Source organism: Embleya sp. NPDC008237, assembly GCF_042956465.1.
Lineage (GTDB): Bacteria > Actinomycetota > Actinomycetes > Streptomycetales > Streptomycetaceae > Embleya.
Genome location: NZ_JBIBGL010000003.1, coordinates 155,538 through 171,313, shown reverse-complemented (window position 1 = coordinate 171,313; position 15,776 = coordinate 155,538). Strand labels below are relative to the sequence as shown.

The window sequence follows — 15,776 nt, the reverse complement described above, 5'->3', positions numbered from 1 at the left end:
GGGACCGGATTGAATATGTGACGAAAGTCGCGTGAACGGGAAAGGGCGCCGCCGTTGCGGCGCCCTTTCCGCATGCTGGAAAAGCGCCATATACCGGACGCGGGTACGGCTTACCCGGCGGTAGGAACTAGGCTCTGTGACCATGCGTCGAGCCAAAATTGTCTGCACCCTGGGCCCTGCCACCAATTCGTATGAACAGATCCGCACGCTGGTCGACGCAGGCATGGATGTAGCCCGCTTCAACCTCAGCCACGGCGCCTACGCCGAGCACGAGGAGCGTTATCACCGCGTCCGTCGGGCATCCGACGAATCCGGTCGCAGCGTCGGCATCCTCGTCGACCTCCAAGGCCCCAAGATCCGCCTGGAGACCTTCGCCGAAGGCCCCGTGCTCCTGGAGCGCGGCGACGAGTTCACGATCACGACCGAGGACGTCCCCGGCGACAAGCACGAGGTCGGCACCACCTACAAGGGGCTGACCGCCGACGTCACCAAGGGCGAGCGGATCCTCATCGACGACGGCCGGGTCACCCTGGAGGTCGTCGACGTCGAGGGCCCGCGCGTGCACACGATCGTCATCGAGGGCGGGATGGTCTCCGACCACAAGGGGCTCAACCTCCCCGGCGTGGCCGTGAGCGTCCCCGCACTGTCCGAGAAGGACATCGAGGACCTCAAGTGGGGCCTCGCTCTCGGTGCCGACATGATCGCGCTGTCCTTCGTGCGCGCCGCGAAGGACATCGAGGACGTCCACAAGATCATGGACGAGGTCGGCGTCCGACTCCCGGTGATCGCGAAGATCGAGAAGCCGCAGGCGGTGGACAACCTCGAGGAGATCGTCCACGCCTTCGACGCCATCATGGTCGCCCGCGGCGACCTGGGCGTCGAGATGCCGCTGGAGGCCGTGCCGATCGTGCAGAAGCGCGCGATCACACTGGCCCGGGCCAACGCCAAGCCCGTCATCGTCGCCACCCAGATGCTCGACTCGATGATCAGCGCCTCGCGCCCCACCCGGGCGGAGGCGTCCGACGTCGCCAACGCCGTCCTGGACGGCGCGGACGCGGTCATGTTGTCGGGCGAGACCTCGGTCGGCAAGTACCCGATCGAGACCGTCAAGACCATGGCACGGATCGTGGTCGCGGCGGAGGACTCCACCGCGATGCGGGAGGAGATCCGCAGCATCGCCGGCCCGCGCACGCAGGGCGGGGTGATCGCGAAGGCCGCGATCGAGATCGCCGAGCGCCTGGACGCCAAATATCTGGTCGCGTTCACCCAGAGCGGTGACACGGGCCGCCGGTTGTCCCGGTACCGCTCGATGATCCCGATGCTGGCCTTCACCCCCGAACCCGCCGTGCGCAGCCGCCTGGCGCTCACGTGGGGCCTGGAGACCTTCCTCGGCCCGCTGTGCAGCCACACCGACGAGATGGTTCGTCAGGTCGACGCGGCGCTCCTGGCCATCGGCCGCTGCAAGAAGGGCGACCTGGTCGTGATCACGGCCGGCTCCCCGCCCGGTGTTCCCGGCTCCACCAACCTGATCCGCCTGCACCACATAGGGGATCTGCCGACCGAGTGACACTCGGCCGCGACACCGACGGCCCGTCACCCTTCCGAGGGCGGCGGGCCGTCAGTATTTGGGGCCGATATGCCGGTCCATGAGGGCGACGGAGGCCCGGCGGGCGACCGAGAGGTTGTTGCGGCGGGCGAATTTCCACTCCACACCGAGTTCGTCCAGCGTGGTCGTGAGGATCCGCATGATGTCCATGGACTCGTTGGTGAACAGGTAGCGCGGGTATTCGTAGCGCCTGCGCTCACCCGCGACCATGCGGGTGGTCCGGTTCGTGATCCGGCATCCGTCGGAGTGGATCAGCCCGCGTACGAGGGCCCAGGGCTCGGCCCGGACGATGTCCTGTTGCCAGGATTCGAGGACGATCGACCGCTCGTGCTTACGGCCGGGGCTGTGTTGGGGAAACAGACATGGCCAGTGTTGCGAGTAGCGCTTGACGTCTGTACACCCTTGGCGGGATACGAAGTTCGACGCGGAGCCCGGGAGGACGCGTGTGATGGCATCGGCGCATCCTTGCATCAGTCCCGGCCACGCATTGGCGCAGGAGATGCTGAGACTGTAGGCGCGGGGGTGCGCCACGATATGGCCGTCGCCGAGATAGAGGCCGAGCAGGTAGGCGTATGCCTCACGATCGACGTCGAGACCCAGACAACGGAAACAGGGGGCACGCTGTCGTCCGGGGAGGTCACCGCGACGGAAACGTTCCTTGTGTAGCCAAGAGCCCACGGTCCCTGGAGGGATGCGCAGTCTGCGAGCCACATCGGCGTTGGAGATGCCTGCTTGCAGCAGAGTGATTGCCTGGCGGCGAAGATCGGGATCGTGCATGGATCCACGATGCGCCGCGAGCACCCACTGATTCAGGTGTTCGAGTCCGACTCACTCGATCGGACTAGTTGGTGCCCCGGGTCGGACTCGAACCGACACTGTATGGGTTTTGAATCCATTGCCTCATGCCAATTGGGCTACCGGGGCGGCTGAGCTGGGTACTTCGCCTGTTTGCGGGAGACCCAACACCTGCACGACGAACACCATACCGTGTCTCGGTACCCTCGTGTCCGCACCATTTCCCTGATCGAGGAGCGACGTGACCGCCGCCACGCAGCCGCCCGCCGCATCGCAGGACAGCCGCCGCGCCCGTGTCGTCATTGCCGAGGACGAGGCGCTGATCCGGCTCGATCTGAAAGAGATGTTGGAGGAAGAGGGGTATCACGTCGTCGGGGAGGCCGGGGACGGGCAGCGCGCCGTGGAGTTGGTCCACGAGTGTCGGCCCGACCTGGTCATCCTCGATGTGAAGATGCCGATACTGGACGGGATTTCGGCCGCCGAGCAGATTGCCCAGGCGCGACTGGCGCCGGTGTTGATGCTGACCGCCTTCTCCCAGCGCGAGTTGGTCGAGCGGGCCCGGGACGCCGGTGCGATGGCGTATCTGGTGAAGCCGTTCACCAAGGGTGATCTCGTCCCGGCGATCGAGATGGCCGTCTCGCGGTACACCGAATTGGCCGCCCTGGAGCGTGAGGTCGGCGACCTCACCCAGCGGCTGGAGACACGCAAGCTGGTGGACCGGGCCAAGAGCGTGCTCCAGGAGAAGTACGGAATGTCCGAGCCCGAGGCGTTCCGCTGGATCCAGAAGGCCTCGATGGATCGCCGGATGTCGATGCGCACCGTGGCCGAGGTCGTCGTGTCCGGAGGCGACGTCGCCGACTGACCCAGCCGTACCCATACCCCAACGAACCCGTCCGGTTGCTGGCAAACCGGACGGGTTCGTTGTTTTTCCGGCACCCGATGATCATATTTGATCACTTTGGACCGTAAGAATTCGTTCACTGTTTCTTTTGGATTACATCTGGTTACGGGCGCATCACATCTCAGTCGGCGGACTGCCGCTGCCCTTCCGGCCGGACTACATTCCGGGCACCGCATGTTCATCGCGGTTTGTGAAGGCGCCCCGATGCGGGCTCCGAACTTTTTCTACAAGGGGTTGGGGTTTGCTGTGCTCAAGCGACGCGTGATCAAAATCGCGCTGCCCATCGCGGCAGCGGCACTCGTGCTTTCCGCGTGCGGCAGTGACGATGACGACGACAAGAAGAAGGACGGTGGCAGCACCGCTCCCGGCAACAGCGGCGGCGGTAACAAGCCGACCTGGACGATAGGTTTCCAAGCGGGGCTCTCGGGGGAGAATGCCCAGCTTGGCATCAACGAAGAGAACGGCGCTCGGCTTGCCGTCGAGCAGGCCAACGCGAAGGGCGATCTTCCCTTCACGCTCAAGTTCAAGACCTCGGACGACGAGGCGTCGGAGACCAAATCGGTCTCCGCGGCGCAGAAGCTGATCGACGACAACAACGTTGTTGCCGTCATCGGCCCCGCCTTCTCCGGCCCCACCAAGGCCGCGTCGCCGAACTACGCCAAGGCGAAGCTCGCCACGGTGTCTCCGTCGGCGACCAACCCTTCCCTGACGAACGCGGAGAACAATTTCACCGCGTTCCTGCGCGGCGCGCCGAACGACAACGCGCAGGGCGGCGGGATGGCGAAGTACCTGTCGAAGAAGCTTCAGGTCAAGAAGGTCTTCGTCGTCGACGACAAGACCGAGTACGGCGTGGGTCTGTCGAAGGTCGCCAAGGACGAGCTGACCAAGGCCGGTGTCCAGGTCGTCTCGGACAGCGTGCCGAAGGCGACCCCGGACTACGGTCCGATCTCCACGAAGATCAAGAACTCCGGCGCGGACGCCATGATCTACGCGGGCTACTACCAGGACGGCGCGCCGTTCGCGAAGAAGCTCAAGGAGGCCGGGTTCACCGGTCCCAAGTTCTCCGGTGACGGCACCAACGACTCGCAGTTCGTCTCGCTCGCCGGGGACGCCGCGAACGACTGGTTCCTGACCTGCCCGTGCGCCGACGCGAACGTCGAGGCGGCCACGAAGCAGTTCACCGAGGACTACAAGAAGCGCTTCAACACGAACCCGAGCACCTACTCGGCGGAGTCGTTCGACATCGCCAACCTGGTGATCGACCAGATGAAGTCGTTCGGCGCGGAGAAGATCACCCGCGAGGCGATGCTCACCAAGCTCAAGGGTGCGTCGTACAAGGGTCTGACCAAGACCTTCAAGTTCAAGCCGAACGGTGAATTCGACGGCGCGACCACCTTCATCTACCAGGTGAAGGGCGGCAAGATCGGCTACATGGGCGACATCGACCAGCTCGTGGGCGGCTGACCCGTCAATCGGGGCGGCGCTACCTGACGATCGGGCCCGGGTCTTCCCGGAGTTTTCGGGAAGACCCGGGCCCGTCCGGTTTTCTTGAGGAAGCTTTCCTTATGCAACCTGATGAAATCCTGGATTACCTTATTCCAGGGATCATGCTCGGTGCGTTGTACGCGGTGATCGCCATCGGCTATACCCTGGTCTATGGCGTTCTGCAACTCATCAACTTCGCGCACAGCGAAGTCTTCATGGTGGGCGCCTATTCGGCGTTGCTCGCCTTGACCTGGATCGACCCGAGCAGCAATCCGACGACGTTCATGTCGGTGTTGTTGGTCGCGGCCGGTCTGGCCGTTTCCGGTACCGCCGGCGCGGCCACGGCCTTTACGCTCGAAAAAGTCGCGTACAGACCACTCAGACGCAGGAACGCGCCTCGTCTTGCGTTCCTGATCAGTGCGATCGGGGCGTCCTACTTCCTGCAGAACCTGGCAGGGAAGTTGTTCGGTCGCGACTCGCGCGCACTGCCGACGGTGTTCGAGAACAAGAAGGTCTTCTCGGTCTTCGGCACCCAGGTCACCATCCTGCAGCTGCTCATCGTTTGTGCGGCCGTGCTGATGATGGTCGGCCTGGACTACCTGGTGAACCGCACCAAGCTGGGCTCGGGTATCCGGGCGGTGGCGCAGGACGCCGAGACGGCGGGCCTGATGGGTGTGGACATCGACAAGGTGATCTCGCGGACGTTCATCATCGGCGGGTTCATGGGCGGTATCGCCGGCTTCCTGTTCGGCCTGCATCTGCAGCTGTCGTTCACGATGGGCTTCCTGCCCGGCATCACCGCGTTCGCGGCGGCCGTGGTCGGCGGGGTCGGCAACATTCGCGGCGCGATGATGGGCGGCATGCTGCTCGGCATCGTCGAGAGCTTCTCGTCGCCCATCTTCGGTGAGTCGTGGCGGTACGTCAGTGCCTTCGCGGTGCTGGTCCTGGTGCTGATGTTCCGGCCGACCGGCATCCTGGGCGAGCGCTTGGGGAGGTCGGCGTGACCACGACGACGAAGGAACGCGATCTCGCGCCGACCGGGTCGGCGCTGGCCAAGCTGCGGCGCAAGCGTTGGTATCAGCAGCCGATGTTCGGCCGACTGGTCGGGACCGTCGCCGCGGCCGTGCTGCTGGACGTGATGAGCGGTCCGCAGGGCAGCCGCGAGGACGTGTTCTTCTCGCTGGACAAGACCCTCGGGTCGATGCGTCTGGTGTGGTGGGTCCTCGGCGCGGTGGTGTTGTGGGCGGTCCTGGAGTTCGCCAAGCCGCTGTACAACCGTCATCTGGCGACGAGCGTGGGCCCGCTGGAGCGTTTCCACGCGCCGGTGACCGGTCCGGTGAAGGGGCTGATCGCGCAGACCCGGGCGACCTCGGCGAATCTGCGTCGGATCATCTGGGTCCGGATCGGCTTCTCGGTCGTGGTGATCGGCCTGCTGATCCTGCTGCCGAACGTGCTGTCCACCTTCTGGAACCAGGTTCTGGTCAACGAGGTGGCGATCTACGTCCTGCTCGCGATCGGTCTGAACGTGGTGATCGGCTGGGCGGGTCTGCTGGACCTGGGCTTCATCGCGTTCTTCGCGATCGGCGCGTACAGCACGGCGTACTGGACCGGCGCGATGCCGGTGGATCCGCCGTTCACGCTGAACGCGTTCCTGGTGATCCCGGTCGCGGTGGCCACGTGTCTGCTGGCCGGGCTGTTGCTCGGCGCGCCGACGCTGCGGCTGCGCGGTGACTACCTGGCGATCGTGACGCTGGGCTTCCACGAGATCATCTACCTGATCGCCAAGAACGCGGACGGGTTCACCAACGGTCCGCGTGGGGTCCAGGGCATCTCGAACTTCGGGGTGCACGTCGGTCCGATCGACTACGACTGGGAACTGGATCCGGTGCCTTACTGGTACCTGCTGATCGGTATTGCGACGGTCCTGATCATTGCGTTCCTGCGGTTGGAGCACTCCCGGGTCGGTCGGGCCTGGACCGCGATCCGTGAGGACGAGGTGGCCGCGTCGGCCACCGGTGTGCCGACGGTGAAGTTCAAGTTGATGGCGTTCGCGATCGGCGCGTCCACGTCCGGCATCGCCGGTGTGGCGTACGCGAGCAAGGCCCGGTTCATCAGTCCGGAGAGCTTCCTGCTGCTGTTCTCGGTGCTGGTGGTGGCGTACGTCATCTTCGGCGGCATGGGTTCGCTGTGGGGCGTCATCATCGGCACGGCGTTCCTGGCCTGGCTGCCGCAGTACATGAAGGACTGGGTCAACCCGAACGACCGATTCATGTACCTGGGCGCGTTGTTGATCATCATGATGATCTACCGCCCGCAGGGCCTGATTCCCTCGGTTCGGCGCAAGCGCGAGTTGAGCATGGCCAAGGCGGGTCTCGGCGACGCGGATGCGATGTCGGAGCCGGCCGGCGGGAGGATGACGTGAGCATCACCACGACGAAGGCGGACGACCGGCCGCGGGTGGACCCCGAGGACCAGGTCATGCGGGTGCGCGGGGTCACGCTGCGCTTCGGCGGCCTGGTGGGTCTGTCCGACGTGGCGTTGGACCTGCACCGGGGCGAGATCCTCGCGGTGATCGGCCCCAACGGTGCGGGCAAGACGTCGTTGTTCAACTCGTTGACCGGGATGTACGTCCCGCAGGAAGGCAGCATCGTGCTGCGCGACCGGGCGGGTGGCGAGCATTCGCTCAAGGGCCGCAAGCCGCACCTGGTGAACCGGCTGGGCGTGGCCCGTACGTTCCAGAACATTCGCCTGTTCGGCGCGCTCACCGCGCTGGAGAACGTGAAGATCGCGGCGGAGACCCGGCAGAAGGCCGGGCCGGTGTCGATCATGTTGGGCCTGCCGAACGCGCGTCGCGAGGATCGCGAGAGCGACCAGCGGGCGCTGGAGCTGCTGCACTTCGTGGGCCTGGACGGGCTGCTCAACGAGTTGGCCGCGTCGCTGTCGTACGGCCAGCAGCGCAGCCTGGAGATCGCCCGCGCGCTGGCCACCGATCCGCAGGTGCTGCTCCTGGACGAGCCGGCGGCGGGCACCAACCCGACCGAGAAGCTCGACCTGGAGGTGTTGATCCGTCGGATCAACCGCGAGCTGGGCATCAGCGTGCTGCTGATCGAGCACGACATGCGTTTGGTGATGTCGGTTGCGGACCGGGTCACGGTGCTCAACTTCGGCAAGGTGATCGCGTCCGGCTCGCCGGCCGAGGTGCAGCGCAATCCCGAGGTCGTCGCGGCCTATCTGGGGGCCGAGATGGCCGCCGAGATGGTCGCGGCCTCGGACGCCGAGGCGGCGAACGGGTCGGACGGTACGGTCCCCGCGCAGCGGGACGGGGAGGAGCAGCGATGAGCGCCGCCGAGTCCAAGGGCGCGGATGCGGTCGGGCTGACCAAGCCGGCCGCGAGCGCGACGACGCCGCGGAAGAAGATGCTGGAGCTGGACGATCTGCACGTGTTCTACGGCGCCATCCAGGCGTTGAAGGGCGTGCACATCGAGGTGAACGAGGGCGAGATCGTGGCTCTGCTCGGTGCCAACGGCGCGGGTAAGACCACGACGCTGCGCACCATCTCGGGGTTGCTGACGCCGCGCGAGGGCGAGGTGCGCTGGCGGGGCGAGCGGATCGACGGGGTGCCCGCCCACCATGTGGTGGGGCTGGGCATCGGGCACTCTCCGGAGGGTCGTCGGGTGTTCCCGGCGATGACCGTCACGGAGAACCTGAACATGGGTGCCTACCGGTTCAAGTCGGTGCCCAGGGCCGAGCTGGATCGGGTGTTCGAGTTGTTCCCGCGGTTGGCCGAGCGGCGTACCCAGCTCGCGGGCACGCTGTCGGGTGGCGAGCAGCAGATGCTGGCGATCGGGCGGGCGTTGATGGGGCAGCCGAAGCTGCTGCTCCTGGACGAGCCGTCGATGGGTCTGGCGCCGCTGATCGTGGCGCAGATCTTCGACATCATCCGGGAGATCAACGAGCAGGGCACCACGGTGTTGCTGGTCGAGCAGAACGCGGCGCAGGCGTTGCGCCTGGCCCATCGCGGCTATGCGCTGGAGACCGGTTCGGTGGTGTTGTCCGGTCCGGCCGATCAGCTGTTGTCGGATCCGAAGGTGCGCGAGGCGTATCTGGGCGAGGGCGCTTAGCCCGGTGCCGCGCGGCGGAGGGGTCGGCCCCTTCGCCGCGCGGTGTCGCGCGCGGGGTGGGGATTCAGGCGCGCTTGATCATGCAGCTCAGTCGTGCGGTGCAGACCCGCTTGTCGTCCTCGTCGGTGATCACGATCTCGTAGGTGGCCAGCGACCGGCCCAGGTGTACGGGGGTTGCCACGCCGGTGACCAGGCCGGACTTGGCCGAGCGGTGGTGGGTGGCGTTGATCTCGATGCCCAGGGTGATCGCGTCCTTGCCGGCGTGCAGCGCGGAGCCCACCGAACCGAGGGTCTCGGCCAGGACGCAGGATGCGCCGCCGTGCAGCAGGCCGTAGGGCTGGGTGTTGCCCTTGACCGGCATGGTGGCGACCAGCCGCTGGGCGGAGGCTTCGACGAATTCGATCCCCATGCGGTCGGAGAGGGTCTCCCGGGTGCCGATGTTCATGAACGCCAGGACCTCGTCGAGGTTGGGCTGCGGGGTCTGGTCGGGCATGGGGTGCTCCTCCGGATACATGGTTGTGTCGGCCTGACAGCCTAGGATCGCGGTCGTGGCAGCGACTCAGACCCCCCAGACCTCCGTTCCCGCCGGTTCCCGGCCGCGACTTCTGCTCCTCGACGGGCATTCGTTGGCATACCGGGCGTTCTATGCGCTCAAGGAAGCGTCGATGAGTACCGCGACGGGCCAGCCGACCCAGGCGGTCTACGGGTTCACGTCGATGCTGGTGAACGTGCTGCGCGACGAGGCGCCGACCCACCTGGGTGTGGCGTTCGACGTGTCCCGGCAGTCGTTTCGCACCGAGGAGTTCCCGGACTACAAGGCGAACCGGTCGGAGACTCCGGAGGAGTTCAAGGGCCAGGTCGAGCTGATCGTCGAGGAGCTGCACGCGATGGGCGTGCCCACCTTGCGGGTGGCGGGCTTCGAGGCGGACGACGTGATCGCCACGCTGGCGACCCGGGCCGCGGCCGAGGGCTTCGAGGTGTTGATCCTCACCGGTGACCGGGACGCGTTGCAGTTGGTCACGCCGGATGTCACGGTGCTGTATCCGATGATGGGTGTGAGCAAGCTGCACCGGTTCACCCCGGAGGCGGTCGAGGAGAAGTACGGGTTGACCCCGGCGCAGTATCCCGACTTCGCGGCGCTGCGCGGCGACCCGAGCGACAACCTGCCGGGTATTCCGGGGGTGGGTGAGAAGACGGCCGCGAAGTGGATTCGCGAGTTCGGTTCGTTCGCCGATCTGATGGAGCGCGCGGACGAGGTCAAGGGCAAGGCCGGGCAGAACCTGCGCGACCACCTGGACAACGTGAAGTTGAACCGGCGGCTGACCGAGCTGGTGCGCGAGGTGGAGCTGGAGGTGACGCCGGCCGATCTGGAGCGCAAGCCGTTCGACCGGGCGGCGATCGAGGTGGTGTTGGACACGCTGGAGTTCCGCAACGCCAACTTCCGGGATCGGCTGTGGGCGGTGGATCCGGGTCTGGTGCCCGAGGTGATCGAGGCGGAGCCGGGTTTCGAGCTGGACACCACGGTGGTCGAGCCGGGCGGGCTGACCGCGTGGCTGGAGGAGCACGCGTCGGGTGCGGGGCGGACCGGGCTCGCGGTGGAGGGTTCGTGGGGGCGCGGGACGGGCGAGGTCAAGGGCTTGGCGTTCGCGGCGGCGGACGGCGCGGCGGCGTTCATGGACCCGCTGGGCATGGACGAGAACGACGACGCGGCGTTGGCGGCCTGGTTGGCGGATCCGCAGCGGACCAAGGCGGTGCACGACGCGAAGGGTCCGATCCTGGCGTTGGCCGCGCACGGCTGGGCGCTGTGGGGGGTGACCAGCGACACCGCGCTGGGCGCGTATCTGGTGTTGCCCGGTCAGCGCTCGTTCGCCCTGGAGACGCTGGTCGAGCGGTTCCTGGGCCGTGAGTTGAAGCTGGATCAGAGCGGCTCGGGGGACGGGCAGCTCGCGCTGGACATGTCGGATCAGGAGGACGCGGAGCCGGGTGCGGCGCTGATGTTGGCCGCGCGGGCCGTGGTGGATTTGGCCGCGGCGTTGGACGTCGAACTGGCCGCCAAGGGTGGCCTGGAACTGCTCCAGGACATGGAGTTGCCGCTGCTGCCGGTGCTCGCGCAGATGGAGCAGTTCGGCATCGCGGCCGATCTGCCCTACCTGGAGTCGCTCCAGGAGCAGTTCGCGGCGGCGGTGAAGCAGGCGACCGAAGAGGCGCATGCGGCGGTGGGCCACGAGTTCAATCTGGGTTCGCCCAAGCAGTTGCAGGAGATCCTGTTCAACGAGCTGGGCCTGCCCAAGACGAAGAAGATCAAGACCGGTTTCACCACCGACGCGGACGCGTTGACCTGGCTGGCCGCCCAGACCGACAACGAACTCCCGGTGATCCTGCTGCGGCACCGCGACCAGACGCGGCTGCGCACCACGGTCGAGGGTCTGATCAAGACGGTCGCGGACGACGCGCGCATCCACACCACGTTCAACCAGACGGTGGCGGCCACGGGCCGGTTGTCGTCGCAGGATCCGAACCTGCAGAACATTCCGATCCGGACCGAGGAGGGGCGGCTGATTCGGCGCTCGTTCGTGGTCGGCGCGGGCTTCGAGGGGCTGTTGACCGCGGACTACAGCCAGATCGAGCTGCGGATCATGGCCCACCTGTCCCAGGACGCGGCGCTGATCGAGGCGTTCACCTCGGGTGAGGACCTGCACTCGACGATGGCCGCGCAGGTGTTCTCGGTGGCCCCGGAGGCGGTGGACCACGCGCTGCGCAGCAAGATCAAGGCGATGTCGTACGGACTGGCGTACGGGCTCTCCGCGTTCGGCCTGTCCCAGCAGTTGGACATCGAACCGGCCGAGGCGCGCGGCCTGATGGAGACCTACTTCGAGCGTTTCGGCGGGGTGCGCGACTACCTGCACAAGGTGGTCGAGGAGGCCCGGCAGACCGGTTACACCGAGACCGTGTTCGGCCGCCGGCGTTACCTGCCGGACCTGACGAGCGACAACCGGCAGCGCCGCGAGATGGCCGAGCGGATGGCGCTGAACGCGCCGATCCAGGGTTCGGCGGCGGACATCGTCAAGGTCGCGATGCTCAAGGTGGATCGGGCCATGCGGGAGGAGAAGCTGGCCTCGCGGATACTGCTCCAGGTCCACGACGAACTGGTCCTGGAGGTGGCGCCGGGCGAGCGGGAGCGGTTGGAGGCGCTGGTGCGTCGGGAGATGGCCGGCGCGTATCCGCTGCGCACTCCGCTGGACGTCTCGGTCGGTTTCGGGCCGAACTGGGAGGACGCGGGTCACTGATCGTGAACCGGTGCGCCGTGGGGGTGGAGAGCCGGCCGAAGCCGGCATAGGTTCGCACGGGTCACCGGTGTACGACGCCGGCCGGCAGAGTCGAACTTGCGCACAGAGGGGGGAGCTTCGTGGAAGAGGCCGAGTCGGGGCCCGATCCGCAGAAGCCGGGCACGCCGGACGAGGTCGCGGTCGAGTCGGCGGCGGAGTCGATATCCGCCGCCGCTCCCGCGCCGAAGCCGGCGTCCGAGGTGCCGGCGACGGCAGGCGCGGCACAGGTGCCGGAGCGGCGCAGACGGATCCTGAATCCGTGGCTGGGCAGTGCGGCGGCGATCCTGGTGGTGCTGGCCTGCGGTGCGGCGGTGCAGTCCCCGTTCACCATGGTCACCGCGCACCGGGTGCCCACGTCGGACCTGCCGCGGTTGTCCGATCCGGCGCCGGCCGACGGCACGTCGGCGAACGGCGGCGGGCCGAGCCACTTCGAACTGCCGCCGCCGGTCGTGCCGGCCGCGTTGCCGGGCGCGCCGGCCACGTCCGCGCCGGCCACCGCTTCCGCTTCCGCTTCCGGGACGCCGACCGCGTCGGCGGGCACGCGGGGCACCTCCGCGACCGGCACCGGCGGCATCCCGCAGACGGTGCTGCTGGCCTATCAGCAGGCGGCCTCCAACCTGGCCCGGATGGATCCGGGCTGCAAGCTGCCGTGGACGCTGCTCGCGGGCATCGGCCGGGTCGAGTCGGAGCACGCGTACGGCGGCAACGTGACCGTGGACGGCACGGCGGTCACCCCGATCCTGGGCCCGCGGCTGGACGGCGGCCCGTGGGCGCGGATCACCGACACCGACGGCGGTCGCTACGACTTCGACACCGAGTTCGACCGCGCGGTGGGCCCGATGCAGTTCATTCCGTCCACGTGGAAGAGCTGGGGCATGGACGGCAACCGGGACGGCCAGATCAACCCGCAGAACGTTTTCGACGCGACCCTGACCGCGGGCCGCTACCTGTGCGCGGGCACCCGGGACCTGTCCACCGGCGCGGGACTGAACGCGGCGATCCTCTCGTACAACCATTCCACCGAGTACGTGCGCAACGTGATGTCCTGGATGACGTACTACGCGACCGGCGCGCGGTCCGTCCCGGACGCGCGGCAGCCCCCGGCGAAGCAGACTCCGACGCCGAAGCAGACCACCACCAAGCCGACGCCGAACAAGCCGGCGAGCAGCCCGGCGACGAGCCGGTCGGTGAGCGCGTCCGGTTCGGTGTCGCCCTCGACGTCGGCCGCGACACCCGACCCGGGGGATTCGGCGAACGCGTCGGCCACGACGTCGGAGACCGCTCCCGCGCGGTAGCCGCGCCCGGTGGTCGGAATCCATCGGGCAGGAAACGGGAACCTGTTCTCGTTATTTGCTACCGTGCCCCATCGTCGACCGTCCGGTGCGACGGCCGAGGCAGCAGCAGGAAGGTGGGACCGCCACATGCGTTCCTTCGCAGCGGTCGTGGTCGGGCTGCTCCTGGCGGTGGGAGCCGCGTTCGCGTTGAACGCGTGCGCCGTGGGTGATCCCGCGCCGGTGCACGAGCCGCTCCAGGTCACCAGCCCGCCCGCGCACCCCTGACCCGGATGCGGCGTTCCCGAGCGGCGGCGCGAATCCGTACCCGGTTCCATCGTCAAGGGGTCCACCTCGATGCGTCGTAAGTCCGGATTGATCCTGCTGGTCGCGGCAGTGTTCTGCGTGGCCATGGCGCCGCTGCTGCGCGAGTTCGTCTTCCCGAAACTGGTCGCCGAGGCGCTGGCGGGCGAGGACGCCTACCGGGTCGTGGTACTGGACGCGAACAACGCCACCCTCCTGGGCGCGCCCGAGGGGCCGGGCAAGGCCAAGGTCACCGCGATCCAGACGATCCGACCGGACGCGAAGGCGGCCGAGGGCGGCACCGTGGTGTGGGACCTGAACCTGGCCGTCCTGGACAGCACCGGCAAGGTGGTCACCCAACTTCCCGAACGCTACGCGTTCGAGGCGGCCGGCCAGATTCCGCGGAACTGCTGCGGCGAATCGGTCGACGGCGCCCCCGCCGCGCACACCGGGCTCGCCTACAAGTGGCCGTTCTTCACCGGCAAGCGCGACTACAACTACTACGACTCACAGGCGCACAGCGCGAACGTGATCTCGTACAAGGGCACCGAGAAGCGCAGTGGGCTGCGGACCTACCGCTTCGAGCAGGAGGTGCCGTGGATGAAGATCCCGATGCCCAAGCAGCTCCCGGGCGGCCTGGACCCGGTCGCGATCGAGAAGGAGGGCATGCAGCTCTGGTACACCGCGACCCGCAAGATGTGGGTCGAGCCGGTCACCGGCATCCCGGTGTACGTGGAGGAGACCCGCAAGGAGGAACTGCGTACCTCCCCGCCCGCCGACGACCCGAACGCCAAGCCGGTGGTCACCAAGGTCTTCGAGGGCACCTTCATCCCCCGCCCGGCGTGGTCGCAGAAGCTGATCGCCGACGCCAAGAGCCACAGCGAGAAGCTCCGCGCCATCCACGACACCATCCCCCTGGCCCTGCTGGTGCTCGGCGTCGTCCTCTTCCTGCTCGCCGTGGCGCTGCAATTCGTCGCCGACCACAAATCCCGCCCGAAGCCGTCCCCCGCCCGGCCGACCGAGGACACCATCGAGACCGACGCGGCCCGGGCCACGCCGGTGGCCGGCGAGGTCACCCGTTAGCGATCAGTCCTTGTCGCACACGAAGATCGCCGTGCCCGGCAACAGCCGGCCGCGCAGCGGGCTCCAGCCGCCCCAGACCGACTCCAGATCCTGCGGCCATTCCGGTTCCACGAGGTCGGTGAGGCGAAAGCCCGCGCCGACCACCTCGCGTACCCGGTCGCCCAGCGTGCGGTGCTGCTCGACGTAGGTCGCCCGTCCGGTGTGGTCCTGCTCCACGTACGGCGTCGTGTCGAAGTACGAGGTCACCGCGGTCAGCCCGGCCGGCCCCGGCTCGTCGGGGAAGGCCCAGCGCACCGGGTGGGTGATCGAGAAGACCCAGCGCCCGCCCGGCCGCAACACCCGGAACACCTCGCGCATGATGCCCGCGCCGTCCGGGCTGAACGGCAGTGCGCCGTACGCGGAGAACGCCAGGTCGAAGCTCGCGTCGGCGAACGGCAGTCGCGCCGCGTCGGCCTGCACCACCGGCACCCGGGTGCCGTGCTCGGCGTCCAGCCGCCGCGAATGCTGGAGCTGACGCAGGGACAGGTCCAGCGCGATCGGGAAGGCGCCGCGCGCGAGCAGCCGGCGCGAACACTGCGCCGCACCCGCGCCGACCTCCAGGACGGTGCGCCCCTGGACCGGGCCCAGCAGCTCGGCGCGGTCCTCGTCCAGCCCCTCCGGGCACCATGTGAAGCGCGCGTCGCCGAGGAAGTCGCCGTGCTCGACCTGGTACTCGTCGGCGTTCGCGTCCCACCACTGCCGGCCCGCCCGCACGCTCTCCACCAGGCCCACCTTGCGCCGCACCGCGTCGTCGCCGTCGTCGAGTTCGTCCGGGTCGACGTACCGCGCCGCGAGGGACGCGTGCGGGTCGTGGGAAGTGGGGCGGTTCACAGGGCTCCAGACACT

At 67.8% G+C, this 15,776-nt stretch carries 14 protein-coding genes and 1 tRNA gene; 11 read left to right on the top strand and 4 right to left on the bottom strand.

All coding sequences use genetic code 11. The annotated features are described in order from the left end of the window. Positions 1 to 142 precede the first annotated feature (142 nt). Positions 143 to 1,567, top strand: a complete 1,425-nt coding sequence (gene pyk / locus ACFZBU_RS07715) for a pyruvate kinase (protein WP_391583064.1) — start codon at positions 143 to 145, stop codon at positions 1,565 to 1,567. A 51-nt stretch (positions 1,568 to 1,618) separates the two neighbouring features. On the opposite strand, the gene ACFZBU_RS07710 is transcribed toward pyk, so the two are convergent. Both ACFZBU_RS07710 and ACFZBU_RS07705 read right to left on the bottom strand, forming a co-directional pair. Beyond that, positions 1,619 to 2,383: a helix-turn-helix domain-containing protein gene (locus ACFZBU_RS07710; protein WP_391582585.1), complete on the bottom strand. Its 765-nt coding sequence runs from the start codon at positions 2,381 to 2,383 to the stop codon at positions 1,619 to 1,621. A 69-nt stretch (positions 2,384 to 2,452) separates the two neighbouring features. After that, positions 2,453 to 2,530 (bottom strand) — tRNA-Leu (locus tag ACFZBU_RS07705). Between the two features lie 112 nt (positions 2,531 to 2,642). Between ACFZBU_RS07705 and ACFZBU_RS07700 the strand changes: the two genes are divergently transcribed. The 6 genes from ACFZBU_RS07700 to ACFZBU_RS07675 all read left to right on the top strand — a co-directional run bounded on the left by ACFZBU_RS07700 (position 2,643) and on the right by ACFZBU_RS07675 (position 8,908). Next, positions 2,643 to 3,263 (top strand): ANTAR domain-containing response regulator, encoded by a 621-nt coding sequence (locus tag ACFZBU_RS07700; RefSeq protein ID WP_391582584.1) that lies wholly within the window; start codon positions 2,643 to 2,645, stop codon positions 3,261 to 3,263. 87 nt (positions 3,264 to 3,350) lie between these two features. Beyond that, complete coding sequence (locus ACFZBU_RS07695; protein ID WP_391582583.1) at positions 3,351 to 4,766, top strand: branched-chain amino acid ABC transporter substrate-binding protein; 1,416 nt, start codon at positions 3,351 to 3,353, stop codon at positions 4,764 to 4,766. A gap of 101 nt (positions 4,767 to 4,867) precedes the next feature. Continuing rightward, positions 4,868 to 5,791, top strand: a complete 924-nt coding sequence (locus tag ACFZBU_RS07690; protein WP_391582582.1) for a branched-chain amino acid ABC transporter permease — start codon at positions 4,868 to 4,870, stop codon at positions 5,789 to 5,791. Then, positions 5,788 to 7,209, top strand: coding sequence for a branched-chain amino acid ABC transporter permease (locus tag ACFZBU_RS07685; protein ID WP_391582581.1), 1,422 nt, complete (start codon positions 5,788 to 5,790; stop codon positions 7,207 to 7,209). The genes ACFZBU_RS07690 and ACFZBU_RS07685 overlap by 4 nt, the downstream gene beginning before the upstream one ends. Next, positions 7,206 to 8,126 (top strand): ABC transporter ATP-binding protein, encoded by a 921-nt coding sequence (locus ACFZBU_RS07680; protein ID WP_391582580.1) that lies wholly within the window; start codon positions 7,206 to 7,208, stop codon positions 8,124 to 8,126. The genes ACFZBU_RS07685 and ACFZBU_RS07680 overlap by 4 nt, the downstream gene beginning before the upstream one ends. Positions 8,127 to 8,203: 77 nt before the next feature. After that, positions 8,204 to 8,908 carry an ABC transporter ATP-binding protein gene (locus tag ACFZBU_RS07675; protein ID WP_391583063.1) on the top strand — a complete coding sequence of 235 codons (705 nt, stop codon included), beginning with the start codon at positions 8,204 to 8,206 and terminating at the stop codon, positions 8,906 to 8,908. Positions 8,909 to 8,972: 64 nt separating this feature from the next. Here the strand turns inward: ACFZBU_RS07675 and ACFZBU_RS07670 are convergent, their stop codons facing one another. After that, positions 8,973 to 9,401 (bottom strand): hotdog fold thioesterase, encoded by a 429-nt coding sequence (locus tag ACFZBU_RS07670; protein ID WP_391582579.1) that lies wholly within the window; start codon positions 9,399 to 9,401, stop codon positions 8,973 to 8,975. Between the two features lie 55 nt (positions 9,402 to 9,456). Here ACFZBU_RS07670 and polA point away from each other — a divergent pair, with 55 nt between their 5' ends. From polA to ACFZBU_RS07650, 4 genes are all read left to right on the top strand, one after another. Continuing rightward, the gene (gene polA / locus ACFZBU_RS07665; protein WP_391582578.1) at positions 9,457 to 12,195 is read left to right on the top strand and encodes a DNA polymerase I; all 2,739 of its coding nucleotides are present in this window, start codon (positions 9,457 to 9,459) and stop codon (positions 12,193 to 12,195) included. 119 nt (positions 12,196 to 12,314) lie between these two features. After that, positions 12,315 to 13,529 (top strand): lytic transglycosylase domain-containing protein, encoded by a 1,215-nt coding sequence (locus tag ACFZBU_RS07660; RefSeq protein WP_391582577.1) that lies wholly within the window; start codon positions 12,315 to 12,317, stop codon positions 13,527 to 13,529. Between the two features lie 126 nt (positions 13,530 to 13,655). Continuing rightward, on the top strand, positions 13,656 to 13,793 hold the full coding sequence (locus tag ACFZBU_RS07655) for a hypothetical protein (protein ID WP_391582576.1): 138 nt from the start codon (positions 13,656 to 13,658) through the stop codon (positions 13,791 to 13,793). 69 nt (positions 13,794 to 13,862) lie between these two features. Then, the gene (locus tag ACFZBU_RS07650; RefSeq protein WP_391582575.1) at positions 13,863 to 14,891 is read left to right on the top strand and encodes a DUF3068 domain-containing protein; all 1,029 of its coding nucleotides are present in this window, start codon (positions 13,863 to 13,865) and stop codon (positions 14,889 to 14,891) included. Positions 14,892 to 14,894: 3 nt separating this feature from the next. Here ACFZBU_RS07650 and ACFZBU_RS07645 read toward each other — a convergent pair whose 3' ends face one another. Continuing rightward, positions 14,895 to 15,761: a class I SAM-dependent methyltransferase gene (locus tag ACFZBU_RS07645; RefSeq protein WP_391582574.1), complete on the bottom strand. Its 867-nt coding sequence runs from the start codon at positions 15,759 to 15,761 to the stop codon at positions 14,895 to 14,897. Positions 15,762 to 15,776: the final 15 nt, after the last annotated feature.

Excerpts from the sequence above, each read along its gene's own strand:
- pyk (WP_391583064.1), top strand. The coding sequence starts at position 143 with ATGCGTCGAGCCAAAATTGTCTGCACCCTGGGCCCTGCCACCAATTCG.
- ACFZBU_RS07710 (WP_391582585.1), bottom strand. The coding sequence starts at position 2,383 with ATGCACGATCCCGATCTTCGCCGCCAGGCAATCACTCTGCTGCAAGCA.
- ACFZBU_RS07690 (WP_391582582.1), top strand. The coding sequence starts at position 4,868 with ATGCAACCTGATGAAATCCTGGATTACCTTATTCCAGGGATCATGCTC.
- ACFZBU_RS07675 (WP_391583063.1), top strand. The coding sequence starts at position 8,204 with ATGCTGGAGCTGGACGATCTGCACGTGTTCTACGGCGCCATCCAGGCG.
- ACFZBU_RS07670 (WP_391582579.1), bottom strand. The coding sequence starts at position 9,401 with ATGCCCGACCAGACCCCGCAGCCCAACCTCGACGAGGTCCTGGCGTTC.
- ACFZBU_RS07655 (WP_391582576.1), top strand. The coding sequence starts at position 13,656 with ATGCGTTCCTTCGCAGCGGTCGTGGTCGGGCTGCTCCTGGCGGTGGGA.
- ACFZBU_RS07650 (WP_391582575.1), top strand. The coding sequence starts at position 13,863 with ATGCGTCGTAAGTCCGGATTGATCCTGCTGGTCGCGGCAGTGTTCTGC.